Origin of the sequence: Gallibacterium genomosp. 3 (assembly GCF_001678475.1) — a bacterium.
Lineage (GTDB): Bacteria > Pseudomonadota > Gammaproteobacteria > Enterobacterales > Pasteurellaceae > Gallibacterium > Gallibacterium faecale.
Map to the genome: position 1 here is coordinate 1 of NZ_JTJR01000027.1, position 26,532 is coordinate 26,532.

Genomic DNA, 26,532 nt, shown 5'->3' on the forward strand with positions numbered 1-26,532 from the left:
ACAATGGCTTAACGAAAAGGTGTAAGATATTGTTTATACAAGATTTTTTAAATAAAAAGAGTTGCTAATGTTTAAATAAAATAAACATTAGCAACAATTTTGTCTACTATGCCAAGAATTTTATTATCAGTTACATTCTTTAATGACTATTTTCTACAATATTGAATTAAATAATTGAAAGGTTTCTATTCAAATAACTACAACAATTTTTTAAGTAATTTTACTGATTAAGATCACTATCAATTGGTAAATTTGCCTTAACCCAAGCATCAAAACCACCTCGTATGCTATACACTTCGTCAAATCCTTGCTCGACTAAAAACTGAGCAACATTACGACTACTATTACCGTGATAACAGATCACCACAATAGGCTGATCAAAATCATAACGCTGACAAAATTCACCGTAACTTTGATTAGTCAAATGAAAAGCTTGTATTGGATGACTATAAGCAAAACGCTGAATATCACGTACATCCACTAAAGCAGCTGATCGCTGTTGCATTAATTGCCACGCTTCATTTGCATCAATTTCTTTAAATGTTTCTGACATAAACCTTTTCCCTCTCGATAAATTGACACTTCATTATACTGATCTCTGCCAAAAACCATAGTACTAACCTCGAACACGTATTTCACCTAAAGGATATTGCACAGTAATAAAATCTGCCTCACAACGAATTAAAAAATGAATTCCATTTTGCACTATTTGTGATTCACAAGGTTGTTCTAAGAGACGCAATGTTTGTTGGTTCTCTGCGATCTGTAAAGCTTGAGTGACTTGCCATAATTGAGCATTTTGCTGCTGTTGTTGATTAAGCCAAGTTTGCCCTAACAGTAATATTGTTGATAGCACACTTAAAGCAACTAACACGCTTAACAATGTGTGTCCTCTTACGAAATTAGAAATCATGCCAACCACCCTCGGCAATTTCCCAGTAGGAAAATTGTTCTACTATCTTTTGTACAATATTGGCATCAAAATCTATCGTAATCTGTTCTCCCATTGTAATCGGTTGATCACTAATCACTGTACCAATAATCTTACCAACCCCCGTAATGGTTAAAGGCGCATTACTAATTACTACACCATAAAGATTTCCCGTTAAATGCCAGGTCATTGGTTGATCGATTATCCAGAGTTTAGGCATACGTTTCACAGTATAAATAGGTTCTGCATAAACTTGATGAGCAGGAAATTCATACTTAGGATTCAGATATTGTTCTCTTGGAGAATTTTCTGCCTGTGTTGGTGTTTGTAAGAACAGAGAATTTTTTTCACAATCGATATAATGATTCAATACTAAATGCCTATCAGCAACATGCAAAGTTTCGGTAAATTTTTTCCCACTGGGTGGCTCGCCTTGACACAAACTTTCTCGTTGTTGGCGATACTGTTGCCATAAACGCCCTTGTAAATCTAAATAGTGATTTCTCACTATCACTCCCCGTTGGGAAAACAGCAAACTATCTTGTATTAACCACAATAACAATAAACCTACACTTGTTAATAACAATAAGGTAAATAAGCTAATATTCCCTGATTCTACTGTTCTCATTCCTTTACCTCATTAAGTAACGGAATCAATGTTGTTGCTTGATAGGTTATCTTAGGCTGTTCCCGTAAACTGACAGTAAGCCCTATACTTAAACCTCGCTGCTTCTCTAACCAGCGAATAGCAAGATCTCGTACTATATAACGCTGTTCATCTAAAACTTTTGTCCATCCTCGGCTGTAACAACTTGGATTATTTAAATGTTGCTGACAACTTATTGCACTACAATGTTGAGGTATTGTGTCTTCAAACATAAATAACATTTCTAATTGTCTTGCATTAAGCCGGTAACCGAACAGCTCTTTTTGTACATCCTTAGTTTGATTTATACCATTTGCTACACAACCCTGATTTTGCAAAGTCCCTATGCAACCATCTCGATTTGCATCATAAAAAAACATCACACATTGATAGCTGTCCTGCTTAGGTAAATTTAACGTTAAACTACGTTTTTGATATTGGAATAAAGAGAGATTATTTTGCGATAACGGAGCATGATATCCTGCTCGCCGAATATCCTTACTCATTAGCTGTAATGCTTGATGTACAGTTTGTTGTAACTGCAACCGTTGCTGCTGTTGATCAGAGTAACGATAAAGATACACCACCCAATGTGAAAATAAGATAATCAAAAGACTTGTTATCGCTAATCCAATTAAGAGCTCGGGTAATGTGGTCCCCAGTAAAAACATTGGTGTTTTACGATTGATATTGCAAACAGGCACTGGTTGAACTCTGCTCATCAATTTTCACTCCACCCACTCCACTATACTTAAATACCAACTGTTTATGATCTGACTGCAATAGGAAACAAGCATTACGCATCGTGTGTCGAGTATGGTTAAAAAAGGTGATTGCCTGTGGATAATACTGCTTAGTAATTAATCTAATTTTTGCTGTTGATTGTGGAAAATAGACCAATTTTGTATCTTGGGAACAACTCGATAGACGCAAACAATCGCAAAGATCCGTATTTTTTTCTTTAGCAATTTGTGCAATTAAACACCATTTTTGCCGATCATTCGAAACGCTGGCATATAAACCCCAATTAGTATCAGAGTGATTAACGCGTTGTTGTACCTGCAATAAAAACTGTTGTAAACGCCATTGTTCAAGATGGAATCTAAGTTGCGTATGCAGATATTGCCAACTTGGTACCGCAAATAAACTTAATAGTGCAATAATCGACATCACCGTCAGCACTTCTATTACCGTTAACCCCGCATAATATCGCTGCATAATATTTTCTCCTTATAGACCAAGAGAAAATAATCAGAAATTCACTTTAAATTAATTATTTGATAGTGAGATTGTGAAGAGGATCGAAAAAATAAAAAATGCCGTCATTAAATACGGCATCATTTACAATTAATCTAGAATTCGTAGGTGAGGTGTTTTCTTTACTGGATTTTTCGCTTTTTCTTGCTCACTTTTGGCTTTTTTAGGGGTATCTACTACATCTTGAAAACCAATAGGTTGTTCAGTATCCAGCTGCTCAATATCGTAGGCATCCTCTGGCTCAAACATAACTCCATCGCCATTTTCCCGCGCATAGATTGCCATAGCAGCACCTAATGGAATCACAATGTGGCGAATCACACCTTGAAATCTTGCACTAAACAGAATTTTTTCATTCCCTAATGACAAGTTCCCTACCGCATTTGGTGATAAGTTCAACACAATTTGCCCATCACGTACATATTCAACTGGCACTTCAACTTCTGGATAATTTGCATTCACAACCAGATAAGGAGTTAAATCATTATCAACCAACCAATCAAAATAAGCGCGTAATAAATAGGGGCGTTTTGGAGTTTGTGTTGTTATCGCCATAATCAATCCTTATTTATCATCCATAATATTAAGTGCTGCACTATTTCCTAGTGATTTGGCAAAGCTATCACGAGAAAAGACTTTATTCATATAGCCTTTCAACGCTTTACTTCCTGCGCCAGTAAATTCAATGCCTAATAATTGTAATTGCCAGAATAGCGGTGCTAAATAACAATCGACTAAACTAAATTCATCACTCATAAAATAGGTATATTGTGAAAAGACGGGTGCAACGGCAAGTAACTCTTCTTTAAGTTGCTTACGTGCTGCAGCACATTCAGGGTGATTTTCATCTTTCGCTTTCGCAAAGAGTGGATACCAGTCATTTTCAATACGTTGCATTAATAAACGGCATTGTGCTCTTGCTACAGGATAAACTGGCATCAATGGTGGATGAGGAAAACGCTCATCAAGGTATTCCATAATAATACGCGAATTAAAAAGGACTAATTCACGATCAACTAAAGTTGGTAAACTGCCGGTTGGATTGAGTTCTAATAAATCTTCAGAAATTTCGCCTGATTCGATATTTTCAGTTTCATAGGCTACACCTTTTTCGGCTAAAACTATTTTGACTTGATGGCTATAAATATCATTTTTATCTGAAAAAAGGGTCATTATTGAACGTCTATTCGCTGCTACCGTCATTTATTCCTCCGCTAATTATGGGTTAATGCCAGCTACCCAGAAAACTATACAAAAAATTTGACCGTCTATTCTAGCATATTTTGTCATCATACTGTTATAGCTAATTTAGACTACTTGGTGATTCCATACTGGCGTAGCTTATTGGCAACAGCGGTATGAGAAATACCTAAATGCTGTGCTAATTTTCTCGTACTTGGATATTCTGCATAAAATTTTTGCAAAATTGCCGCCTCAAAACTGCCCAACATCTCATCTAATGTTGCGCCATCAAACTGCTCCAAATTAAAATGACTAAGCACTCTATCTTGTAAATGCAATCCTGCTGGTGTCAACTTCCCATTCTCCACTAAAGAACAAGCTCGGTATAAAGCATTATATAATTCTCGTACATTTCCACCCCAGCTATACTTCTGTAAGAACGCAATAAACTCATCTGAATAGTGTGGCAAAGGTATGCCTAATTGAGCTGCAATTTGTTTGACAAATAACGCCACTAAATCCGGAATATCCTCTTTACGTTCCCGCAATGGTGGTATGTTCAGAGTTAAAACATTTAAGCGGTGATAAAGATCTTCTCGCAACACACCTTGTTCAACATACATTGACAGTGGTTCTTGGGTTGTGCAGATAACTCTCACATTGACATAATGCTCCTGTTCTTCCCCTACCCGCCGAAACGTTCCATCATGTAAAAAACGTAACAATTTCGCCTGCATTGGTAGTGAAAGTTCTACAATATTATCCAATAACACGGTACCCTGATTTGCATATTCAAAAAAGCCAATACTTTTTCGTTCAGCAGAATGATAACCAAACATTTCCGCTTCTGTATCCTCGGGCGGTAATCCTGCACAATTCACCGCGATAAACTTTTCATCGCGGCGATTACTAAAATAGTGACACGCTTTCGCAATAAACTCTTTCCCAGTACCTGTTTCGCCTTGAATTAATAATGGTGCATCAGAAAATGCAAATTTTTTCGCTAATTCCACCAATTCCGCCATCTTACGACTTCTCGTCACTACTTCATCAAAAGTATTACTGTGATACGCATTAAATTGTTGTGGATCGATACGCAACATTTCAAAAGATTGCAAGGTGACAACACTACCAATAACGCTTTGCTCGCCTTCTTTAAACTTAAGTGGTAATAAATCAAGACGCCAATGCTGATCATCTAATTGAATATTTTGTGAGAGTGAAACTGGGGAAGAGTGCTGTTTAGCTTGTCGTAAAAAAGTTTGATACCAATCTGCCTGTTGTAAAAATGGGAGTGCATCAACTAACAAATAATCTTGTAATGTCTTTGCCTTAGGCTTCTTCTCTTGCAAATAGGGTAACAATAACTTTCGAGCAGGTTGGTTAGCAAATTCAATCTTGCCATTTAAATTAATTGATAAAATCGGATGCGGTAGGGCTTCAAATAATGCATTTAACTCAATCGCTTTACGCTCATAAGGCAGATAATCTAAGCATGAAACTGTACTGACTCCATCAATATCTTGTAATTTATCTATTAAATAATTCACTTGGAATTGTGCTATTTTCTCAATCTTTAGATAAATCACCCCATTTTGATCTATTTTTTTTAACTCAATCCCCTCAAGATTGATATGCTCTTTTGCTAATAAATCTAAAACTTCTTTTGCGACACCAATTCGATCAATACAAGAAATTGCAAAATGCATCTCTTACCTCCCCACAATTTTCTATACTGGCGCTATCATACCTTGAGCCTGTACAGAAATAAAGACAGCGTAAAGATAAGTTTACGAATTTTCAACAATCACAGGTAATAAATCTGCAATACGTGGGATCTGGTATGTTGGTTTAATCTCAGTTAAATTCTCACGTCCATGATCAAGCCAACACGTATCTAACCCCGCATTATTGCCACCTAAAATATCAGATTCTAAAGTATCTCCTACCACTAATACTTGCTTCGTATCTTGAGGATTGGCTAGCTCTAAAGCATGTTGGAAAAATTGTGGATTAGGTTTAGAAACCCCGATTTCTTCAGAAACAACAACAAACTCAAAATAATCATTTAATCCTGTTTTTTTCAGACGTAATTGCTGCATTGCGGTAAAACCGTTAGTAATAATTGCCAATTTAGCCTGATCTTTTAGCTGTTGTAATAAATCCACAACGCCATCTAATGGTCGGCAAACTTCCGCCATAGACAATAAAAAGCCATGATTGAGTTCGGCAGGATCAACTGATAATCACTTACCCCAAGCAGAAAAACGACTCTCTTGTAATGTTTTGGCATCAATTTTACCATCCTGATACGCAACCCAAAGAGGCTTATTAAGTTGTTGATATTGATTAAAATCTTCTTGGGTAAAATCAACATTATACTGTGCAAATAATTGTCTTAATCCAGCAAATGAATCAAAAGAAAAAAGTGTTTCATCTGCATCAAATAAAATCCAGTTATATTTCATTCTCTCTACTCAACATCCATTGCAATTCTTCACTAGTTGAACAACCTTTTATCTTCTCAAATAAGAGGTCTGCCTCTTGATATGATTTAAGTAAGAATCTTAGCCACTGCTTAATTCTTGCAACATGATAAAATCCACTATCCCACTGATTTTCCACCTGACTATAATGATGCAATAGCTTCAATATATGATGCCAAGCCACAGGCTCTGCTTGATGTTTAATCACTTCGCTTAAATTTGGGATCTGTAATGCACCACGCGCAACCATTAAATCTTCGCACCCGGTTACCGCTAAACACGTTTGTGCATCTTGCCAATTAAATATCTCACCATTAGCAATCACTGGGATCGACAAAAAACGGCGAATCTCACCAATTTTTTCCCAATCAATTCGATCAGCGCGATAACCATCCATTTTTGTTCGACCATGCACGGAAATTTCATTTGCTCCACCTTGCTGTGCGGCATCAGCAATATCTAATGCAAAAGTTTTCTCTTCCCAACCTAATCTCACTTTAACACTTAATATCTGATCTGAACCAATTGCAGCTCGAATCGCTTTGGTTGCTTGATAGATCAGCTCTGGCTGTTTTAATAAACTTGCTCCACCACAACTACCATTTACGGTTTTAGATGGGCATCCACAATTTAAATCAATGCCATGTGATCCCAATGAAATAGCTAAATTAGCATTTTCTGCAAGCCATTCAGGAAATTATCCTAATAGTTGTACTCTAACTGGCGTACCGCTATCTGTATAACCTTGTTGTTGTAATTCAGGACAAAGCCGATAATAGACTTTCTTCGGTAAGCATTGATTAACCACACGTACAAACTCTGAAACACAGAGATCATAACTATTAAAAGCAGTTAATAATTGGCGCATAAAAGGATCTAATACGCCCTGCATTGGAGCAAGAATTATGCGCATCTTTTATCCGGTCGATAACAATAAAATAAAATCAATGCAGTAATTGCGCCTAGTGTATCCGCCAACATATCTTTTTGTGCATCCCAAATATCACCTTGTGATCCTAAGAAAGCAATCCCTGCTTCACCACCTTCTCGTACCGCATATTGCCATTCAATAATTTCATATGCCGCAGCAATACTCATAATAGAAAATAAGCCAAATAACCCTGCGGTCACTACATTCGCCCAGCGTTTTCTAATTAATAATTCGGCAATCGGGAAGCTATAAAAACCAATGATATAATGCGCTACACGATCAAAATGGTTACGCCCTTCGCCTAACCATCCTGATAATAATTCACTTCCCCATGCAAAAGGTACATGCTCAAAGGTGTAGTGTGCACCAATAGTATGCAGAATTAGCCAACCACTCATCAAAATATAAGCAAATACGCTAAATTGGAATTTAGGATAAGTAATAATCAACAGAATAAATACCGCAATAACAGGCACCATTTCTGCGATCCAGACATCTTGCGAATAAGGTTCAATAAATGACCAAATCATTAATCCAGCGATAAAGATTGCTAAAATTATTGGTGAGGTGGATGACAATTTCATTATTTTTTCCAACCTTTCACTTTACAGATCAAATCATACGCAGCTTGAATTTGTTGGGCTTTTTCTTTTGCCATTTCCATCATTTCTTCTGGCAACCCTTTAGCTACTAATTTATCTGGGTGGTGTTCATTCATTAACTTACGATAAGCACGTTTTACGACTTCACGTTCATCATTTGCTGATACACCTAATACACGATAAGCATCTTCTAAAGTTGGTCCAGAAGAGCTTTGTCTTGTGCCTTGATAACCACCAGAGTGTTGTTGATAGCCTTGTTGTTGGTATTGTTGATATTGATAGTAAAAACCACCACCTTGAGAGAATTGGCGAGCAGCATAAATCATTGCTAACATCTGCTCGAATTGGATAGAAGAATAGCCGAGTTCTTCCGCCACAATAAATAAAATTTCTTTCTCATTTGGATGGAGTTCTTCATCACTTAATGCCACTTGAATTTGAATTTCCAAGAACATACGCAATAAATCTCTGCGTTGTCCACACCCTACTCGAAATTCACGAATGGCTTGACGAATTGGGAAATCGGCTGCTTTACCACGATTAAAAGCATCTTGAGCAATTTGACGCTGTTCATGGCTAAGTTGCATACGATCCATAATCGCCGTCGCTAACTGAATGTCTTCTGTTGTAACCCGCCCTTTTGCTTTACTTAAATGTCCCATCACCGCAAACGTTGTTTGCATAAATAGTGATTGACGAGAAACCTTTTTCCCAAAAAGAGAAGAGCCTACATTACCTAACTCATATAATTTTTTATCTGCTAAATGGCCCAAAAAGCAACCAAAAATAGCACCGAAAAAACCACCAAATTTGAATCCGACAATAACACCTATTAATTTACCGATAAAATTCATAATTTTCCTTTTTTCGCAAGGTCAAGAAGTTGGATATTCTACTCCACAATCTATTTTCGTGGAATGGAATCACTAGTAAGATTTCTGATTACAATAATTAAATTTTATTAACTGATAAAAATGGAATTCATTGTATTTGAAGAAAATTAGATATTTTATAGTAATGATTTTTGCTCGCTATTCTAAGCTCTAAGCCACAAATGATATATCATTTCTAATCATATCCCTTAAATAAAGAGGATATTTCTTCTTGATTAAAACCACGAGAATAGAGATATCGCCACATTTTTTGTTTTATTTTTAAATCTTGGATCTCTGCATAATCAGGAAATTTCTTACTTAATACTTGTTCTGCTAAGGCAAACCAATCAATTTCACTTTGAGCTAATACGTGCTGAAAAACCTCATTTTGGATCCCTTTTTGTTGCATTTCCTGTTTAATCCGTTGTAATCCATAGCCTCTTTGTACTCTAGAAAGTAAAAAATGTTCACAAAAGCGAAAATCATTTTGCCAATTATTGGCTTGGCATTTTTCAATGACATCTTCAATTTCTTGTTCTGAAAAAGCTTTAGCCTGTAACTTACAACGTAATTCATATTCACTGTAATCACGAATAGCCAATAATTTAAGCACATAAGCAAGCGCGAGATTAGTATTCATAACAACTAAAAATTAAGATAAGAGGTTACTTTGGTGAGAGTTGCTTCCTATCTGGAAGATCAAACATAGAGATCAATTAGATAGGAAGCTGGTTTCTTTATATTAACAAATATTAAAAATGACTTATTCTGATCCTTTATCAACAAGATCAAATTATTCACTGAAATCCAGCGCATCATCGTCTTGTTTATCTGCTTCATCTGCCACTAATAGTTGATCTGGATTAGACAGTAATTCTTCACGTAATTTACGTTCTAACTCATTAGCCACTTCAGGGTGTTCCGCAAGCCATTTCATTGCATTAGTACGGCCTTGGCCAATTTTCTCATCATTAATTGAATACCAAGCGCCTGATTTATTCACTAATTTATGTTTTACCCCAAGTTCAATTAATTCACCCGTTTTCGAAATGCCTTCTCCATATAAAATTTGGAATTCAGCTTGTCTAAATGGTGCAGCAACTTTATTTTTCACCACTTTAACACGAGTTTCGCTACCAATAACTTCATCACCATCTGTGATAGAACCTGTACGGCGAATATCTAAACGAACAGAAGCATAGAATTTTAACGCATTCCCCCCTGTCGTTGTTTCTGGGTTACCAAACATAACACCAATTTTCATTCGAATTTGGTTAATAAAGACGACTAAACAGTTTGCGGATTTAATATGGCCTGTTAATTTACGTAACGCTTGTGACATTAAACGTGCTTGTAACCCCATATGAGAGTCACCCATGTCACCTTCAATTTCTGCTTTTGGCGTTAATGCCGCAACAGAGTCAATAATAATGACATCAACCGCACCAGAACGTACTAATGCATCACAAATTTCTAAGGCTTGTTCCCCATGATCAGGCTGAGAAACTAATAATGATTGCACATCAACACCTAGTTTAGAGGCATAAATTGGATCTAATGCGTGTTCAGCATCAATAAACGCACAGGTTTTACCTTGTTTCTGTGCTTGTGCAATCACCGATAAGGTTAGCGTGGTTTTACCAGACGATTCTGGTCCAAAGATTTCAACAATACGTCCCATTGGTAATCCACCAATACCTAATGCCACATCAAGGCCTAATGAACCAGTGGAAATTGCTTCAACATCTAGCGTTTGTGTATCACCAAGACGCATAATTGAACCTTTACCAAATTGTTTTTCAATTTGTCCTAATGCTGCTGCAAGAGCTTTTTCTTTTTCTTCATTCATTCCAAAATCTTTCATTTTCATCGCCTTTGTTATCATTGAAGGGAAATAAATCGTTGGTTATTATACTGTATAATTATACAGTATCAAGTGTTTTATAATTCTACTGATCAAAAATACGATCCTACTTCCAAATTCTTCGGATTACACGCTAAATCGATTAATCTCACATTCCTTACCTTTCGATTTCTGCCGTCATCTTTTATACTATCCGTCGCAATCAAGCAAGGATAAATAATGATGAATTTAGATAGTGATCTTTCCTCTTACACCCCAATGATGCAGCAATATTTACAAATAAAAGCAGAATATCCTGATATTTTGCTGTTTTATCGGATGGGGGATTTTTATGAACTCTTTTTTGACGATGCTAAACGTGCTTCCGAATTATTAGATATTTCATTGACTAAGCGTGGTAGATCAGCAGGTGAACCAATCCCAATGGCGGGTGTACCTTACCACGCTGTTGAAGGCTATTTGGCAAAATTAGTTCAATTAGGTGAATCTGTTGCGATTTGTGAACAAATTGGCGATCCAGCCACCACAAAAGGCCCAGTAGAAAGGCAGATTGTACGCATTGTTACTCCGGGTACAGTCAGCGATGAAGCACTATTACCCGAACGTCAAGACAATCTTATTGCTTGTCTGTATCAAGAAAAAAAGATTTTTGGTTTAGCTACACTTGATATGACCTCAGGGCGTTTTCAAATCAGTGAGCATCATAATGAAGCCAGTATCACCGCTGAATTGCAACGTATTCAACCTGTTGAAATTTTATACCCTGAAGACTTTGCATCTATGTCATTATTGCAGCAGTATAAAGGGTTACGTCGCCGTCCCAACTGGGAATTTGAGTTAGTCACTGCAATTAAACTCTTAAATAAACAATTTGGTACTCAAGATTTAAAAGGTTTTGGTGTTGAAAAAGCATTAGTTCCATTATGTGCTGCAGGCTGTTTATTACAATATGCAAAAGAAACGCAACGTACCGCATTACCTCATATCAATGCTATCTCTTTAGCACAAGAAAGTGACTTTATTATTATTGATGTTGCTTCACGCCGTAATTTAGAGCTAACGCAAAATTTAGCAGGTGGTACAGAAAATACCTTAGCAGCCGTGCTTGATTATTGTAGTACTCCGATGGGAAGCCGTTTATTAAAGCGTTGGATACATCAACCTTTACGCCAACGTGAACAACTGTTGAAACGCCAAAATGCAGTAAAACAACTGCTAGCAACCGATGTATATACAGAGCTTAAACCGCTACTTCAACAACTTGGTGATATGGAACGTATTCTCGCTCGAGTCGCATTGCGTTCGGCTCGACCACGTGATCTCACCCGTTTACGCCATGGTTTAGCACAAATCCCTAACATTCTTGCTTTATTACACCAGCAAAATCAGGGGCAATTTGATTTATTGCTATCTCAAATAAAAGATTTTGCTGAACTATATCAATTACTTCAAAGAGCAATTATTGAAACACCCCCTTCACTTATCCGTGATGGAGGCGTGATTGCACCTGGTTATAATGCAGAACTCGATGAATGGCGAGATTTAGCGACAGGTGCTACTCAATTTTTAGAAAATCTAGAAGCCAGAGAACGTCAAGCAACCGGTATTGATTCACTCAAAATTGGTTTTAACGCTGTGCATGGCTACTATATTCAAATTAGTCGTGGTCAAGCGGAAAAAGCGCCGGCTCATTATACGCGCCGCCAAACCTTAAAAAATGCGGAACGTTTTATCATTCCAGAATTAAAAAACCACGAAGATAAAGTGTTAAAAGCCCAAGGAGCTGCGCTTGCCCTGGAAAAACAACTGTATGAAGAGTTATTTGATCTGTTACTTCCACATTTAGCAGATCTACAATTAACCAGTTTAGCTTTGGCTGAGTTAGATGTATTAACAAACTTGGCTGAACGGGCTGAAACATTAAATTATGTTGCACCGACATTTAGCGATCATATTGAAATCAATATTCAAGGTGGGCGTCATCCAGTAGTAGAAACTGTATTACAACAACCTTTTATTGCTAATCCATTACAGCTTAACCAGCAACGCCATCTCTTGATTATCACTGGGCCAAATATGGGTGGGAAAAGTACCTATATGCGTCAAACTGCCTTAATTACTTTGATGGCATACATGGGTAGTTTTGTACCTGCTGACAGTGCGATTATTGGTCCGATTGATCGTATTTTTACCCGAATTGGCGCGTCTGATGACTTAGCTTCTGGACGTTCTACCTTTATGGTTGAGATGAGCGAAATGGCAAATATTCTGCACCAAGCAACCCCGCAAAGTTTGGTGTTAATTGATGAAATTGGTCGAGGAACATCCACTTATGATGGTTTATCTTTGGCTTGGGCTTGTGCTGAATGGTTGGCAACCCAATTACGTTCATTAACACTTTTTGCTACTCACTATTTTGAATTAACCGCATTACCAGAACAATTAACTGGTTGTATTAATATTCACCTTGACGCCAAAGAACATGGTGATACGATTGCATTTATGCATTCGGTGCAAGAGGGAGCAGCAAGCAAAAGTTATGGTCTTGCTGTTGCACAATTAGCAGGAGTACCTCGCCCCGTAATCCAACTTGCAAAACAAAAATTAAAACAATTAGAAACCTTGTCAATTCAGTATTCTCAAACACATCGACAAGCAGAATTGGATTTCTCACCAGAGCCAGAAACCGATGCACGAACTGAAGCTATTTTGCAAAAATTAGCTAGCTTAGATCCTGATGATTTAACGCCAAAGCAAGCACTTGCTGCGTTATATCAATTAAAACAAATACAGCAATCATAACCACAATATTAGGGAGTTTTTATGCCAGTCAATTTACGCCAACGTCATTTTTTACGTTTATTAGATTTCACACCGCAAGAAATCCAATTTCTACTTGATCTTGCTGCAGAACTCAAAAAAGCCAAATACGCTGGTACAGAACAACCTCGCTTAAAAGGAAAAAATATTGCTTTAATCTTTGAAAAGACATCAACACGTACTCGTTGTGCCTTTGAGGTTAGTGCATTTGATCAAGGCGCTAATGTTTCTTACATTGGACCAAGCGGTTCGCAAATTGGTCATAAAGAGAGTATGAAAGATACCGCTCGTGTGCTAGGTAGAATGTACGATGCGATTCAATATCGTGGTTACGGTCAGGAACTCGTGGAAACATTAGCTACCTATTCAGGTGTTCCAGTTTGGAATGGTCTTACTGATGAATTTCATCCAACACAAATTTTGGCTGATTTCTTAACTATGTTAGAACACGGTAAAGGTAAACGCTTGGATCAAATGAAACTCGCTTATCTAGGTGATGCACGTAATAATATGGGAAATTCTTTTGTTGAGGGTGCCGCTTTGATGGGGCTAGATCTACGCCTTGTTGCACCAAAACAGTTTTTCCCTGAGCAAAAACTATTAGATGAAGTTGCTGAGATCGCTAAACAAACCGGCGCCAAAATTACCTGTACCGAAGATGTTGCAGCTAGCGTAAAAGATGTCGATTTCATTTACACTGATATTTGGGTATCTATGGGTGAGCCTGAAAGTGCTTGGGCAGAACGGATTGAATTAATGAAACCGTATCAAGTAAACGCAGAATTAATGAAATTAACTGGTAACCCGAATGTCAAATTTATGCACTGCTTACCGTCTTTCCATGATGAACATACAACGGTAGGTAAAGAGATTGCCGCTAAGTACGGTCTAAAAGGTTTGGAAGTCACAGATGAGGTATTTGAATCACCTGCTTCTATTGTTTTTGATGAAGCTGAAAATCGTATGCATACCATTAAAGCAGTTATGGTTGCTACCCTTGCTTAATCAACTAAATTAGCTATAACTTACTTTTAATTTTATAAGGAATTACAATGACAAAAATCATTCATACAGAAAAAGCACCTGCAGCGATTGGCCCTTACGTACAAGCTGTTGATTTAGGCAATTTAGTATTAACCTCTGGACAAATTCCAGTAAATCCTATAACTGGAGAAATTCCTAGTGATATCGTTGCTCAAGCACGTCAATCATTAGAAAACATTAAAGCAATCGTTGAACAAGCTGGTTTGCACGTTGCTGATATTGTAAAAACAACTGTTTTTGTGAAAGATCTCAACCAATTTGCTGTGGTTAATGCAGAATATGAACGTTTCTTTAAGGAAAACAATCACCCAAACTTTCCGGCACGTTCTTGTGTAGAAGTGGCTCGTTTACCTAAAGATGTCGGCATCGAAATTGAAGCTATTGCGGTGAGAAAATAATTTTTCTTACCTTGCAGTTAAATGCTTTCCTCTAATTTAGGAAAGCATTTTTATTTGAAACTAGGGCTGTGGTTATTTTGTTTTTTTCCCTCAACAACAGCTTTTATTAAAGCAAGGAAAACGTTGCAATGTTGAGTGATGTAAATCAACAACATTCAACCCTACATAGATGAAAAAACATCCTAGCCCTAAAATAATTGTTAAATAAAAGGAGTGTTTATGAACAATTTTACTCTTCACTTACCAACAAAAGTATTATTTGGTAAAGGTCAAATCGCTGCAATCAAACAACAAATTCCAAGTGGCGCAAAAATCCTAATGACCTATGGTGGCGGAAGTATTAAAAAGAACGGTGTCTATCAACAAGTCACCCAAGCATTACAAGATTTTGAAGTCGTCGAATTTTCAGGAATTGAACCAAACCCTCAATTTGCGACTTTAATGAAAGCCGTTACACTTGCTAGACAAGAAAAAGTAACATTTTTACTTGCAGTAGGTGGCGGTTCTGTTTTAGATGGAACAAAATTTATTGCGGCAGCGATTAATCATCAAGGCGATGAGTGGGAAATCGTTAAGAGTCATGGACAAGTGATTACTCAAGCATTACCAATTGGGGCAATCCTTACTTTACCTGCAACTGGTTCTGAAATGAACGGTAATGCGGTGGTCAGTCGTAAAGAAACCCAAGATAAACTTGGTTTCTTCTCCCCATATGTTAAACCGCAATTTTCTGTATTAGATCCAACAACAACGTATTCATTACCAACCAGACAAACAGCGAATGGTGTAGTGGATGCGTTTGTGCATACTTTCGAGCAATATATGACATATCCTGTTAATGCAAAAGTACAAGATCGTTTTGCTGAAGGAGTCTTTTCTACTTTAATTGAAGAAGGGCCAAAAGCGTTAGCAGAGCCTGAAAATTACGATGTCAGAGCGAATATTATGTGGGCAGCAACTATGGCATTGAATGGAATCTTAGGTGTAGGTGTACCACAAGACTGGGCATCTCATGCGATTGGTCATGAGCTAACTGCACAATACGGGCTTGATCACGGTCAAACCTTAGCGATTGTTGTGCCTGCGATTATGTGGCATCAACGTGAATCTAAAAAAGAAAAACTCGTTCAATTTGCCCAACGCGTTTGGCATTATCAAGGTAATGACCAAACTGAAGGCGTAAAAATTGCCATTGAAAAAACACGTGAGTTCTTTGAACAAATGGGAACACCAACACGCTTATCTGCTTATGGTATTGATGACAGTCAATTCCCAATTGTATTGAAAAAGTTAGCAGAACATCGTCCAGAACCTTTTGGTGAACGTCAAAATATTGATATTACTGCTGCTGAAGAAATCTTACATTTAGCACTGTAATTTATTATCTAACATAAAAAACACCTTATTGGCTAACAAACCAATAAGGTGTTTTATATCAATTAGTCTCTTCTTACAGTTTCTTCATCTCATCAGCAACCAATTCTGCTTCAGGACCAAGAATTACTTGTAACGCATTATCTCCCAATTTGATATTACCTTTTGAGCCTAATGCTTTAAGTTTATTTTCATCAATCTTTGAACGATCTACTAAAATTAAACGTAAACGTGTGATACAAGCATCAATTTCTTTGATATTTGCCTTACCACCAAGTGCAGCAACGAAACCTTGTGCGCGAGCTTTTTTCGCTTCTGCACTCATTTGAGGTTCTGCAGATGTTGAAACAGTCGCATCATCTTTTTCATCATCTCGCCCCGGAGTTTTTAAGTTAAACGCTTTAATCGCAATACAGAATAACGCATAGTAAACACCGGCAAAGACCACACCTTGTACAATTAACATATACCATTGTGTTGCTAATGGGTTACGTGAAGAAAGCACAAGGTCAACTAAACCTGCACTGAATCCGAATCCTGCAATCCAATGTAAGCTTGCTGCAATAAACACCGAAATCCCTGTTAAGAGAGCATGGATTAAATAAAGCACTGGTGCAACAAACATAAATGAGAATTCAAGTGGTTCAGTTACGCCTGTAAAGAATGATGATAATGCCGCAGCAAACATGATAGAGCCAACCATAGCCTTTTTAGCTGGTTTAGCACTATGGTAAATCGCTAAAGCCGCTGCTGGTAAACCGAACATCATCACAGGGAAGAAACCAGCTTGATACATTCCTGTTTGACCAAGAATCGCTTTTCCTTCTGCAAGTGATTTCGCTCCACCTAAGAAGTTAGGAATATCATTAATACCCGCCACATCAAACCAGAATACAGAGTTAAGTGCGTGGTGTAAGCCAACTGGAATTAATAAACGGTTAAAGAATGCGTAAATACCAGCACCAACCGCGCCTAATCCTTGAATTGACTCACCAAAACTAACAAGTCCATTAAAGATCACTGGCCAAACATAAAGTAAAATGAATGACACCAAAATCATCACAAAAGAAACAATAATTGGTACTAAACGTTTACCACTAAAGAAAGATAACGCTTGATGTAATTCAACTTGAGCAAAACGGTTATAAAGTTCCGCTGAAATAATACCAACTAAAATTCCGATAAATTGGTTATTAATTTTACCGAATGCTGCTGGTACCTGATCAACTGGAATACCTTGTAATTGCGAAACTGCACCAGGAGAAAGTAATGTTGTAACTACAAGATAGCCCACTAAACCAGATAACGCGGCTGAACCATGCTTATCTTTTGATAATCCAAAGGCAACACCCACAGCAAAAAGCAACGACATATTATCGATAATTGCTGCACCTGACTTAATTAATAATGAAGCTAAAGCACTGTTACTACCCCAACCATCTGGGTCAATCCAATAACCAATCCCCATTAAAATTGCAGCGGCTGGTAATGCTGCCACAGGCACCATTAACGCACGCCCTATTTTTTGTAAATAAGCAAGAGTACTCATAATGAAATCCTTACATGTTGTGTTGGATAGGAGGGAAACTAATATTTATTAACCAACAAGCAGTATAGAAAGTAAAAAACGACAAGTAAAATAAAGTTTTCTCGAACTGTGATAAAAATCACTTTATTTTTTTTAAATTATTGAAGTGATACTTCATAAAAAGTAAAATAAAATCTTATTAAAACAATAAAAAAAATACCTTTTATCTCAAATAGATAAAAGAAATTCTACATAAATTAATCAATACCTTAAATTGACTATACTCTCTATTTAACACTTCTCCACCACTTCTCTTGTACCGTTGCTACCTCACTTAAATGATAAGTTTGTCCAATTTTAGGGGTAATAAGGGGAAATGGTACTCTCAAAATTGAGATAAATTTTGTTGTGAATATTGATGTGTCAATATTTCTTGATACCTTTTCCTTTTTCCCTAGTGAGTTAATGTGTAAAATTATTATTTTTGTGAATACTTAAAGAATTTGAATTTATTATGAACCATGCAGCCCACAATAAACTGATTTCTTTTATTTGGAGCATTGCCGATGATTGCCTACGAGATGTGTATGTTCGTGGTAAATATCGTGATGTCATTTTACCAATGTTCGTGTTGCGACGCTTAGATGCTTTGTTGGAACATAACAAAGATAAAGTATTGCAAGAAGTCCGTTTTCAAACAGAAGAGATGAAACTGGCAGAATTGGATGATACCGCACTGCGTGAAGCCAGTGGCTATGTATTTTACAACACGTCTAAATGGACAATGCAATCGCTATACCACACGGCTACCAATAATTCGCAAATTTTACTGACAAACTTTGAAGCCTATCTCAACAGCTTTAGTATGAATGTCAAAGAAATTATTGATTGCTTTAAGCTACGGGAGCAAATCCGCCATATGGCGGGCAAAGGCGTTTTGCTGGATGTGGTAGAAAAATTTGTTTCCCCATATATCAATCTCACTCCGGAAGAAAAATCTGACCCTGAGGGCAATATGTTGCCCGCTTTGACCAATTTAGGCATGGGTTATGTATTTGAAGAGCTTATCCGCAAATTCAATGAAGAAAATAACGAAGAAGCTGGCGAACATTTCACCCCACGCGAAGTGATTGAACTCATGACGCATTTGGTGTTTGACCCAATTAAAGAACAACTGCCGGCGGTGCTGACAATTTATGACCCTGCCTGTGGTAGTGGTGGTATGCTTACTGAGTCAGAAAAATTCATTGAAGAAAAATATCTGGAAGCCAACCGTCGTTTTTATCTTTATGGCAAAGAAATCAATGATGAAACCTATGCCATCTGTAAATCCGATATGATGATTAAGGGCAACGACCCAGCCAATATCCGTGTAGGCTCAACCTTAACCAGCGATGAATTTGCCGGCACACATTTTGACTTTATGCTCACCAATCCGCCATACGGCAAAAGCTGGAGTACAGACGAAAAATACATCAAAGACGGTAAAGACATTATTGATCGCCGTTTTGAAGTTAGCCTCCCCGACTATTGGGGCAACATGGAAACTGTACCTGCTATACCACGCACCAGTGATGGGCAATTATTATTCTTGATGGAAATGATTAGCAAGATGAAAGATCCCAAGAATAGTGCCTTAGGCAGTCGCATTGCTTCTGTACATAACGGTTCTGCTTTATTTACAGGTGATGCAGGTGGTGGTGAGAGCAACATCCGCCGTTATATTATTGAAAACGACTGGCTGGAAGCCATTATCCAACTGCCGAACAACCTGTTTTACAATACTGGTATTACCACCTATATTTGGGTATTATCCAATAACAAAGCACCACACCGTCAAGGCAAGGTACAGCTGATTGATGCCAATTTACTCTACCGCAAACTGCGTAAAAACTTAGGGGATAAAAACTGCGAGTTTTCCCCTGAAAATATTGCCGAAATCACCCAAGCCTATCTTGACTTCACCGTCATTGACCGTCAAACCGACAGTGAACATAACCCAATCGGTATTACCAGCCAAATTTTTGACAACCAAGACTTTGGCTATTACAAAGTGACTATTGAACGCCCCGACCGTCGTCGTGCCCAATTTAGCGAAACTGCTATAGCCCCATTGCGTTTTGACAAAAAACTCGGTGAGATGATGCAAATCATTTATGCTGAACACGGCGAGCAAGTCTATCAACAAGACTACCTGAAAACCCAAGAAAAATCACTTTTTGCCGAACTGGAAAAACAAGGATTTAGCCTAAATGCTAAAGACAAAGCAAATCTTAGCAACCCCGAATTTTGGCAAAAATCACAAATTCTGTATCAATATGCACAACGCTTAATGGCAGAAATCGGTACCGATGAATTTAAGGACTTCAATCAGTTCAAAAAGCAAGTGGACAGCGTCTGTAAAACTTTACAAATCAAACTCTCTGCCAGCGAAAAAAATGCCATTCTCTCTGTCGTGAGTGAATACGACGAAACCGCAGAAAAAGTCATTAAAAAGAAAGAAAAATTGACAGATAGCCAGCTTAACGAGCTGCTAAACCATTTGGGCTGCGAAGAAAAAGATTTGCCTGATTTTGGCTACTACCCGACCTCAAAACAAGGCGAATATCTTACCTACGAAAGTAGCAGCGAACTGCGTGACAGCGAAAGCGTACCACTCAAAGACAACATCCACCGCTACTTTTTAGCTGAAATCAAACCCCACATTGATGAGGCATGGATCAATCTTGACAGCGTAAAAATTGGCTATGAAATCAGCTTTAACAAATATTTCTACCAACACAAACCACTGCGGAGCCTTGCGGAAGTCGCCAGCGATATTTTGACATTGGAAGCAAAAGCCGATGGATTGATAGCGAAGATATTGGGAAATTAAGTCTTATGGAAACAATCAACCACAATAAACTAAATACTTACCCACGCTACCTGAAATATAAAGACAGCGGTATTGATTGGATTGGCGAAATTCCAGAGGGTTGGGAGGTTTTACGACTGAAAAATGTTTTTTTAGATTGCACTAATGGTATTTGGGGAGATGAACCTAAAAAAGACGCAACAGATACAATAGTATTACGGGTTACTGATTTTGATTATGATAGATTAAAAATTTCTGATGATAATTTAACATATAGATTTATTTCTGACTCTGAAAAGAAAAGGAAGGTTCTGAAAAAGGGAGATTTATTGTTAGAGAAATCTGGTGGAGGAGATAAAACGTTAGTTGGTAGAGTAGTTTTATTTGATAAAAATTATGATGCTGTTACTTCTAATTTTGTGGCAAAACTAACCCCAAATAGCAATATTATTTCACAATTTATTAATTATGCCTTAGCAACATTATATGCAAATAATATTAACTATTTATCTATAAAACAAACTACAGGTATTCAGAATTTAGATAGTAATAGTTATTTGAATGAACAGTTTTGCTTTCCCCCTCTTGCCGAACAACAGCAAATTGCAGATTTTTTGGATAGCAAAACAGCTTTGATTGATGAAGCAATTGGTTTAAAGCAACAGCAAATTGACAAACTCAAAGAATATAAACAAATCACCATTCAGACGGCAGTAACCCGAGGTTTAAACCCTAACGCACCGATGAAAAACAGCGGTATTGATTGGATAGGTGAAATTCCGGAGCATTGGGAGGTATCGAAACTTGGTCAATGTTTATTTCCCATTTCAATAAAAAATCACCCTAAATTACCTTTGTTGTCTATTACTCGTGAGCAAGGTGTAATTAAAAGAGATATAGAAAATTTAGAGAGTAATCATAATTTTATTCCAGATGATTTGAGTAGTTATAAATTAATTAAAAAGGGACAATTTGGAATGAATAAAATGAAGGCTTGGCAAGGCTCTTATGGTGTTTCTGATTACACTGGAATTGTTAGCCCAGCTTATTATATTTTTAATTTTATCAAAGAGATAAATGGATTATTTTTTCATTGGGCAATTCGTTCAAAAATATATATTTCCTTTTTTGGTAGTGCTTCTGATGGAGTTCGTATTGGACAATGGGATTTATCTAAAACTAGAATGAAAGAAATTCCTTTTATTATCCCCCCATTTGCCGAACAACAACAAATTGCCGACTATTTAGAGCAAAAATCTGCCGAGATTGATGCAACCATTGCCCACTATGAGCAACAAATTGATAAACTTAAAGAATATAAAATCGTGCTTATTCAGGCAGCGGTTACAGGGCGAATAAAGGTCAGCAACGATGGATAACTTTAAAAAAGATACAGCGATGACAAATGGAGATCATAACCTGATGCTTAGTGATAAAGGAACGCAATCTTTTATCCTTTACACTGCCCCCAATGGTCAGGTGCAGGTAGAAATTTATCTGCATGATGACACCGTTTGGGCGACACAACAGCAAATCGCCGAGCTGTTTGGCGTAAGTAAGCCTACGATAAGCGAACACCTAAAAAATATCTTTACTAGTAGTGAGTTAGATAGGGAGGCAACTGTTCGGAATTTCCGAACAGTTCAAAAAGAAGGCGATAGAATGGTTAATCGCCAACTGGAATATTACAACCTTGATGCCATTATTTCCGTCGGTTATCGCGTCAATTCCAGCAAAGCCACACAGTTTCGCATTTGGGCGACCCAAACCCTAAAAGAATACCTGATTAAAGGTTTTGTGCTTGATGATGACCGCTTAAAGCAGGCAAAGATGCTGTTTGGTAAAGATTATTTCCGTGAATTGTTGGAGAGGGTACGTTCAATCCGTGCCAGTGAACGGCGGATTTATCAGCAAATCACCGATATTTTTGCTGAATGTTGTACCGATTATGACCCAAAATCACAAGTAACACGTCAGTTTTATGCCATGGTGCAAAATAAATTTCATTTTGCTATTACGGGTAGTACGGCTGCGGAAATTGTTTACCATAAGGCAGATAGCACGAAAGATCATATGGGTTTAAACACATGGAAAAATGCCCCTAATGGTAGGATTTTGAAATCTGATACTACAGTGGCAAAAAATTATTTAAGCGAAAAGGAAATCAAACAGTTAGAGCGCACAATTAGCAGCTATTTTGACTATATTGAAGGGCTGATTGAGCGGGAAAACACTTTTACTATGATGCAATTTGCTGCAAGCGTGGATAAATTTCTGAGCTTTAATGAATATAAAATTTTAGGCGATTTAGGCAAAATCAGTCAGCAGCAAGCAGAAACAAAAGCACATCAAGAATATGATAAATTCAATAAAACCCAAAAAATAGAGTCAGATTTTGATAAGGTCATCAAAAAATTAACCAAAAAATAAAGAGATTCCACTATGACGACAATAGCCAATGAAACCGAATTTGAACGCACTATCCAACGGGCATTAACCGGCACAACGATTGAGGCTATGCCTACCAATGCGCTTGCCGAGCCTGCTGCCGCTTATGGTCAGAATCAGGGTTTTGTTCTCGGTTATCCGCAGGATTTTGATGCGAACTTGGCATTGGATAAACGATTGTTTTGGCAATTTTTAGAAAGTACGCAAGCGGAAACACTCAACAAAATTAAAAGCCGTTATAACGACTGGCAAAGCAAGATCGAGTATCAGTTTGATAAACTCATTAGTAAATACGGCATTTTATATATACTGAAAAAAGGTTTGAGTATTGACGAATTGCATTTTACGTTGTTGTATCCTGCTCCACTTGCCAGCAGTGATACAAAAGTGCATGAGCAGTTTGCACAGAATATTTTTAGCTGTATGCGTCAAGTGCAGTATTCATGCACCAATCCTCGAGAAGAGATTGATATGGTACTGTTTATTAACGGTATCCCATTGATTACGCTGGAGTTGAAATATCTAAAAACAGGACAAACAGCGGCGTTTCACGGACAAAAGCAATACCGAGAGAATCGTGATACCAATCAACCTTTATTAAAATTCGCCCGTTGTTTGGTGCATATGGCAGTCGATAGCGATGAAGCATATATGACGACTAAATTAGCCGGCAAAAATACGCTCTTTTTACCTTTTAACAAAGGTGATCAACAAGGCAAAGGTAATCCACCGAATCCGAAAGGTTATAAAACTGCCTATTTATGGGAAGAGATTTTCAGTAAAGACAGTTTGGTAAATATTATTCAGCATTTTGTCCGTTTAGATGGCAAAAGTAGCGATAATCTGGCTCATAGAACATTATATTTTCCACGATATCATCAATTAGATGTAGTACGTCGGCTAATTGAGGATTGCAGTCGGCGTGGTGTGGGCAAAACTTATCTGATTCAACATTCGGCAGGTTCGGGTAAATCTAATTCCATTACTTGGTTGGCGTATCAACTGATTGAAACTTATCCTGCCAATGCCCAAGCAGCAGGAACTAAAGCAATGGATATGCCGTTGTTTGACTCGGTAATTGTGGTGACGGATCGTCGGATTCTGGATAAGCAAATTAACGATAACATCAAGGCATTTTCTGAAGTCAAAAATATCATTACCCATGCCAATACATCTGGTGATTTAAGAACTGCTTTGGAAACAGGTAAAAAAATCATTATTTCAACCATCCAAAAATTTCCATTTATTGTTGAAGGCATCTCGGATTTAAGTGATAAGCGGTTTGCAGTGATTATTGATGAGGCACATAGCTCACAATCTGGAACAGCACATGATAATATGAACCGAGCAATGGGCGTTGAGGAGGAAACTGAAGAAGATATCCAAGATAAAATTTTACAGGCGATGCAGGCACGTAAAATGCGTCATAATGCCTCGTATTTTGCCTTTACTGCTACCCCTAAAAATACCACTTTAGAGCGTTTTGGTGAAAAGCAGGCAAATGGATCATTTAAACCTTTTCATTCGTACTCGATGAAACAGGCGATTGAAGAAGGTTTCATTCTTGATGTGCTAGCAAATTACACCACTTACAAAAGCTATTACGAAATCAGCAAGTCTATTAAAGATAATCCATTGTTTAACCGTAAAAAAGCACAGAAAAAATTGCGTGCTTATGTGGAGCGTAATCAGCAAACTATTGACATCAAAGCTGAAATCATGCTTGAGCATTTTATGGACAGCGTGGTAAACCGCAAAAAGTTGCAAGGCAAAGCGAAAGGAATGATTGTTACGCAAAACATCGAAGCAGCTATTCGCTACTATCATGCCATCCATAAATTACTTAGCGAAAAAGGTATGCCATTTAAGGTATTGATTGCCTTTTCTGGCGAAAAAACAGTGGACGGTATTAGCTACAGTGAAGCCGAAATGAATGGATTCGCTGAAGACAAAACCAAAGAACACTTTGAAAGCGATGAGTACCGCTTACTAGTCGTTGCCAATAAATATTTGACAGGATTTGATCAGCCAAAATTAACCGCCATGTATGTGGATAAGAAATTGGCAGGTGTCTTGTGTGTACAGACTCTATCACGGTTAAACCGCAGTGCACCCAAATTGGGTAAAAAGACCGAAGACCTTTTCGTATTGGACTTTTTTAATACGACCGACGATATCAAGCAAGCCTTTGCACCATTTTATACCGCCACTTCTTTAGAAAAGGCCACAGATGTGCAGGTGCTTAATGAACTTAAAGACCAGTTGGACGAAGTCGGCGTTTATGAATGGCAGGAAATCACGGAGTTCAATACTCGCTTTTTCAATAATCAAAATGCTGAAAGCCTTAATCCTTTAATTGACATCGCCGCTACTCGTTTTAATAAGGATTTATCCCTGTCGGAAGAGGATAAGATAGATTTTAAAGTGAAAGCCAAACAGTTTGTAAAAATTTACGGACAGATGGCGGCAATTTTAGTATTCGAAAATGTCGACTGGGAACAGTTGTTTTGGTTTTTAAAATTTCTTATTCCTAAACTCAATGTTAAAAATACAGAAAACGAATCCTTAGATGAGTTATTAGAATCTGTGGATTTAAATACCTACGGTTTGCAACGCACCAAACTTAATGTACAGATCGAATTAGATGATGAAGAAGGCAGTTTAGCGCCGCAAAACCCTAATCCACGTAGTGGTCATGACGATGGTGATAAAGATCCGTTAGATGAGATTATCACCGCTTTCAATCAGCGCTGGTTTGAAGGCTGGAGTGCTACACCGGAAGAACAACGAATAAAATTTGAAAGTATCGTGAATAGCGTTCGTCAACATCCGGATTATGAAAATATCTATCAAAAAACTGATGATCCACATCATAAGGCATTGACGTTTGAAAAAATTTTGGAGTCCATTATGCTCAAACGTCGTAAAGAAGAGATGGAACTCTATAAGCTTTATGCTGGTGATCCTGCTTTCAAAGCTACTTGGATACAAAATATTGAAAGATTAGTAAGTAGAAAAATATTATAGATAGTGAAATTATTGGAAATACTAGTAAAAACTTATCTTATAAATAGTAATTAAAGAAAATAAATATGCTTTGAGGTGTAGTAGACAAAATGTTTGCTAATTTGCCAAAAACTGTACCAAGTAGACAAAGTGGTTGCTAATCATTATTTATAAAGATTATTAACCACTTTTTTCATTCAAAAAATCCTTTATAAACATTACCTTATGATGTTTGGTTAAACCATTATGATTATTTATTTTTCGCTTCAGTTCACTAAATAATCCT

General features: G+C 37.4%; 21 protein-coding genes and 2 pseudogenes. 8 read left to right on the plus strand and 15 right to left on the minus strand.

What is annotated here, in order from left to right; all coding sequences use genetic code 11:
* Nucleotides 1–220 precede the first annotated feature (220 nt).
* The 14 genes and pseudogenes from glpE to recA all read right to left on the minus strand — a co-directional run bounded on the left by glpE (nt 221) and on the right by recA (nt 10,759).
* Nucleotides 221–553 carry a thiosulfate sulfurtransferase GlpE gene (gene glpE, locus QV06_RS07360; protein ID WP_065237580.1) on the minus strand — a complete coding sequence of 111 codons (333 nt, stop codon included), beginning with the start codon at nt 551–553 and terminating at the stop codon, nt 221–223.
* A gap of 63 nt (nt 554–616) precedes the next feature.
* Nucleotides 617–913 (minus strand): DUF5374 domain-containing protein, encoded by a 297-nt coding sequence (locus QV06_RS07365; RefSeq protein ID WP_065233849.1) that lies wholly within the window; start codon nt 911–913, stop codon nt 617–619.
* Nucleotides 903–1,559 carry a DUF2572 family protein gene (locus tag QV06_RS07370; protein WP_065237581.1) on the minus strand — a complete coding sequence of 219 codons (657 nt, stop codon included), beginning with the start codon at nt 1,557–1,559 and terminating at the stop codon, nt 903–905. The genes QV06_RS07365 and QV06_RS07370 overlap by 11 nt, the downstream gene beginning before the upstream one ends.
* Nucleotides 1,556–2,299 carry a Type II secretory pathway, component PulJ gene (locus QV06_RS07375; RefSeq protein WP_245174265.1) on the minus strand — a complete coding sequence of 248 codons (744 nt, stop codon included), beginning with the start codon at nt 2,297–2,299 and terminating at the stop codon, nt 1,556–1,558. Before QV06_RS07375 ends, QV06_RS07370 begins: the two co-directional genes overlap by 4 nt.
* Entirely contained in the window at nt 2,256–2,795 is a 540-nt protein-coding gene (locus tag QV06_RS07380; RefSeq protein WP_065237582.1) for a pilus assembly FimT family protein, read from the minus strand. The genes QV06_RS07375 and QV06_RS07380 overlap by 44 nt, the downstream gene beginning before the upstream one ends.
* A gap of 129 nt (nt 2,796–2,924) precedes the next feature.
* Nucleotides 2,925–3,389, minus strand: a complete 465-nt coding sequence (locus QV06_RS07385; protein WP_065237583.1) for a ClpXP protease specificity-enhancing factor — start codon at nt 3,387–3,389, stop codon at nt 2,925–2,927.
* A 9-nt stretch (nt 3,390–3,398) separates the two neighbouring features.
* Complete coding sequence (sspA, locus tag QV06_RS07390; RefSeq protein ID WP_065237584.1) at nt 3,399–4,037, minus strand: stringent starvation protein SspA; 639 nt, start codon at nt 4,035–4,037, stop codon at nt 3,399–3,401.
* A gap of 110 nt (nt 4,038–4,147) precedes the next feature.
* On the minus strand, nt 4,148–5,119 hold the full coding sequence (locus QV06_RS11850; protein ID WP_065237596.1) for a sigma 54-interacting transcriptional regulator: 972 nt from the start codon (nt 5,117–5,119) through the stop codon (nt 4,148–4,150).
* A gap of 687 nt (nt 5,120–5,806) precedes the next feature.
* A pseudogene (yjjG, locus tag QV06_RS07400) lies at nt 5,807–6,484 on the minus strand (pyrimidine 5'-nucleotidase).
* Nucleotides 6,474–7,415, minus strand: a pseudogene (gene dusC, locus QV06_RS07405) (tRNA dihydrouridine(16) synthase DusC). Before dusC ends, yjjG begins: the two co-directional pseudogenes overlap by 11 nt.
* Entirely contained in the window at nt 7,406–8,017 is a 612-nt protein-coding gene (locus QV06_RS07410; RefSeq protein ID WP_065237585.1) for a DUF2238 domain-containing protein, read from the minus strand. The pseudogene dusC and the gene QV06_RS07410 overlap by 10 nt, the downstream one beginning before the upstream one ends.
* Entirely contained in the window at nt 8,017–8,889 is an 873-nt protein-coding gene (djlA, locus tag QV06_RS07415; RefSeq protein WP_065237586.1) for a co-chaperone DjlA, read from the minus strand. Before djlA ends, QV06_RS07410 begins: the two co-directional genes overlap by 1 nt.
* 214 nt (nt 8,890–9,103) lie before the next feature.
* A complete protein-coding gene (gene recX, locus QV06_RS07420; RefSeq protein WP_065237587.1) occupies nt 9,104–9,550 on the minus strand; it encodes a recombination regulator RecX in 447 nt (148 codons plus the stop codon).
* 153 nt (nt 9,551–9,703) lie between these two features.
* Nucleotides 9,704–10,759: a recombinase RecA gene (recA, locus tag QV06_RS07425; RefSeq protein WP_065233865.1), complete on the minus strand. Its 1,056-nt coding sequence runs from the start codon at nt 10,757–10,759 to the stop codon at nt 9,704–9,706.
* A 237-nt stretch (nt 10,760–10,996) separates the two neighbouring features.
* Here recA and mutS point away from each other — a divergent pair, with 237 nt between their 5' ends.
* The 4 genes from mutS (at nt 10,997) to QV06_RS07445 (ending at nt 16,413) form a co-directional block, all read left to right on the plus strand.
* Entirely contained in the window at nt 10,997–13,576 is a 2,580-nt protein-coding gene (gene mutS / locus QV06_RS07430) for a DNA mismatch repair protein MutS (RefSeq protein ID WP_065237597.1), read from the plus strand.
* A 21-nt stretch (nt 13,577–13,597) separates the two neighbouring features.
* On the plus strand, nt 13,598–14,599 hold the full coding sequence (gene argF, locus QV06_RS07435) for an ornithine carbamoyltransferase (RefSeq protein ID WP_065237588.1): 1,002 nt from the start codon (nt 13,598–13,600) through the stop codon (nt 14,597–14,599).
* Between the two features lie 47 nt (nt 14,600–14,646).
* Nucleotides 14,647–15,036 (plus strand): RidA family protein, encoded by a 390-nt coding sequence (locus tag QV06_RS07440; RefSeq protein ID WP_065237589.1) that lies wholly within the window; start codon nt 14,647–14,649, stop codon nt 15,034–15,036.
* A gap of 219 nt (nt 15,037–15,255) precedes the next feature.
* The gene (locus QV06_RS07445) at nt 15,256–16,413 is read left to right on the plus strand and encodes an iron-containing alcohol dehydrogenase (protein WP_065237590.1); all 1,158 of its coding nucleotides are present in this window, start codon (nt 15,256–15,258) and stop codon (nt 16,411–16,413) included.
* 73 nt (nt 16,414–16,486) lie between these two features.
* On the opposite strand, the gene nagE is transcribed toward QV06_RS07445, so the two are convergent.
* Entirely contained in the window at nt 16,487–17,959 is a 1,473-nt protein-coding gene (nagE, locus tag QV06_RS07450; RefSeq protein WP_065237591.1) for an N-acetylglucosamine-specific PTS transporter subunit IIBC, read from the minus strand.
* 493 nt (nt 17,960–18,452) lie between these two features.
* Between nagE and QV06_RS07455 the strand changes: the two genes are divergently transcribed.
* From QV06_RS07455 to QV06_RS07470, 4 genes are read left to right on the plus strand one after another with little or no spacing between them, the layout of a single operon-like run.
* Nucleotides 18,453–20,813 carry a type I restriction-modification system subunit M gene (locus QV06_RS07455; RefSeq protein WP_065237592.1) on the plus strand — a complete coding sequence of 787 codons (2,361 nt, stop codon included), beginning with the start codon at nt 18,453–18,455 and terminating at the stop codon, nt 20,811–20,813.
* Between the two features lie 5 nt (nt 20,814–20,818).
* The gene (locus QV06_RS07460; protein WP_065237593.1) at nt 20,819–22,171 is read left to right on the plus strand and encodes a restriction endonuclease subunit S; all 1,353 of its coding nucleotides are present in this window, start codon (nt 20,819–20,821) and stop codon (nt 22,169–22,171) included.
* Nucleotides 22,164–23,222: a RhuM family protein gene (rhuM, locus tag QV06_RS07465; RefSeq protein ID WP_245174266.1), complete on the plus strand. Its 1,059-nt coding sequence runs from the start codon at nt 22,164–22,166 to the stop codon at nt 23,220–23,222. Before QV06_RS07460 ends, rhuM begins: the two co-directional genes overlap by 8 nt.
* A gap of 12 nt (nt 23,223–23,234) precedes the next feature.
* Nucleotides 23,235–26,267 (plus strand): type I restriction endonuclease subunit R, encoded by a 3,033-nt coding sequence (locus tag QV06_RS07470; RefSeq protein WP_065237594.1) that lies wholly within the window; start codon nt 23,235–23,237, stop codon nt 26,265–26,267.
* Nucleotides 26,268–26,532: the final 265 nt, after the last annotated feature.

What these genes read in the sequence shown, in the direction of transcription:
- recA (WP_065233865.1), bottom strand. Translation starts at nt 10,759, where the DNA reads ATGAATGAAGAAAAAGAAAAAGCTCTTGCAGCAGCATTAGGACAAATT.
- QV06_RS07365 (WP_065233849.1), bottom strand. Translation starts at nt 913, where the DNA reads ATGATTTCTAATTTCGTAAGAGGACACACATTGTTAAGCGTGTTAGTT.
- QV06_RS07380 (WP_065237582.1), bottom strand. Translation starts at nt 2,795, where the DNA reads ATGCAGCGATATTATGCGGGGTTAACGGTAATAGAAGTGCTGACGGTG.
- recX (WP_065237587.1), bottom strand. Translation starts at nt 9,550, where the DNA reads ATGAATACTAATCTCGCGCTTGCTTATGTGCTTAAATTATTGGCTATT.
- QV06_RS07445 (WP_065237590.1), top strand. Translation starts at nt 15,256, where the DNA reads ATGAACAATTTTACTCTTCACTTACCAACAAAAGTATTATTTGGTAAA.
- rhuM (WP_245174266.1), top strand. Translation starts at nt 22,164, where the DNA reads ATGGATAACTTTAAAAAAGATACAGCGATGACAAATGGAGATCATAAC.
- QV06_RS07370 (WP_065237581.1), bottom strand. Translation starts at nt 1,559, where the DNA reads ATGAGAACAGTAGAATCAGGGAATATTAGCTTATTTACCTTATTGTTA.
- QV06_RS07385 (WP_065237583.1), bottom strand. Translation starts at nt 3,389, where the DNA reads ATGGCGATAACAACACAAACTCCAAAACGCCCCTATTTATTACGCGCT.
- glpE (WP_065237580.1), bottom strand. Translation starts at nt 553, where the DNA reads ATGTCAGAAACATTTAAAGAAATTGATGCAAATGAAGCGTGGCAATTA.
- QV06_RS07470 (WP_065237594.1), top strand. Translation starts at nt 23,235, where the DNA reads ATGACGACAATAGCCAATGAAACCGAATTTGAACGCACTATCCAACGG.
- nagE (WP_065237591.1), bottom strand. Translation starts at nt 17,959, where the DNA reads ATGAGTACTCTTGCTTATTTACAAAAAATAGGGCGTGCGTTAATGGTG.
- QV06_RS07455 (WP_065237592.1), top strand. Translation starts at nt 18,453, where the DNA reads ATGAACCATGCAGCCCACAATAAACTGATTTCTTTTATTTGGAGCATT.
- sspA (WP_065237584.1), bottom strand. Translation starts at nt 4,037, where the DNA reads ATGACGGTAGCAGCGAATAGACGTTCAATAATGACCCTTTTTTCAGAT.
- mutS (WP_065237597.1), top strand. Translation starts at nt 10,997, where the DNA reads ATGAATTTAGATAGTGATCTTTCCTCTTACACCCCAATGATGCAGCAA.
- argF (WP_065237588.1), top strand. Translation starts at nt 13,598, where the DNA reads ATGCCAGTCAATTTACGCCAACGTCATTTTTTACGTTTATTAGATTTC.
- QV06_RS07410 (WP_065237585.1), bottom strand. Translation starts at nt 8,017, where the DNA reads ATGAAATTGTCATCCACCTCACCAATAATTTTAGCAATCTTTATCGCT.
- QV06_RS07460 (WP_065237593.1), top strand. Translation starts at nt 20,819, where the DNA reads ATGGAAACAATCAACCACAATAAACTAAATACTTACCCACGCTACCTG.
- QV06_RS11850 (WP_065237596.1), bottom strand. Translation starts at nt 5,119, where the DNA reads ATGTTGCGTATCGATCCACAACAATTTAATGCGTATCACAGTAATACT.
- QV06_RS07375 (WP_245174265.1), bottom strand. Translation starts at nt 2,299, where the DNA reads ATGAGCAGAGTTCAACCAGTGCCTGTTTGCAATATCAATCGTAAAACA.
- QV06_RS07440 (WP_065237589.1), top strand. Translation starts at nt 14,647, where the DNA reads ATGACAAAAATCATTCATACAGAAAAAGCACCTGCAGCGATTGGCCCT.
- djlA (WP_065237586.1), bottom strand. Translation starts at nt 8,889, where the DNA reads ATGAATTTTATCGGTAAATTAATAGGTGTTATTGTCGGATTCAAATTT.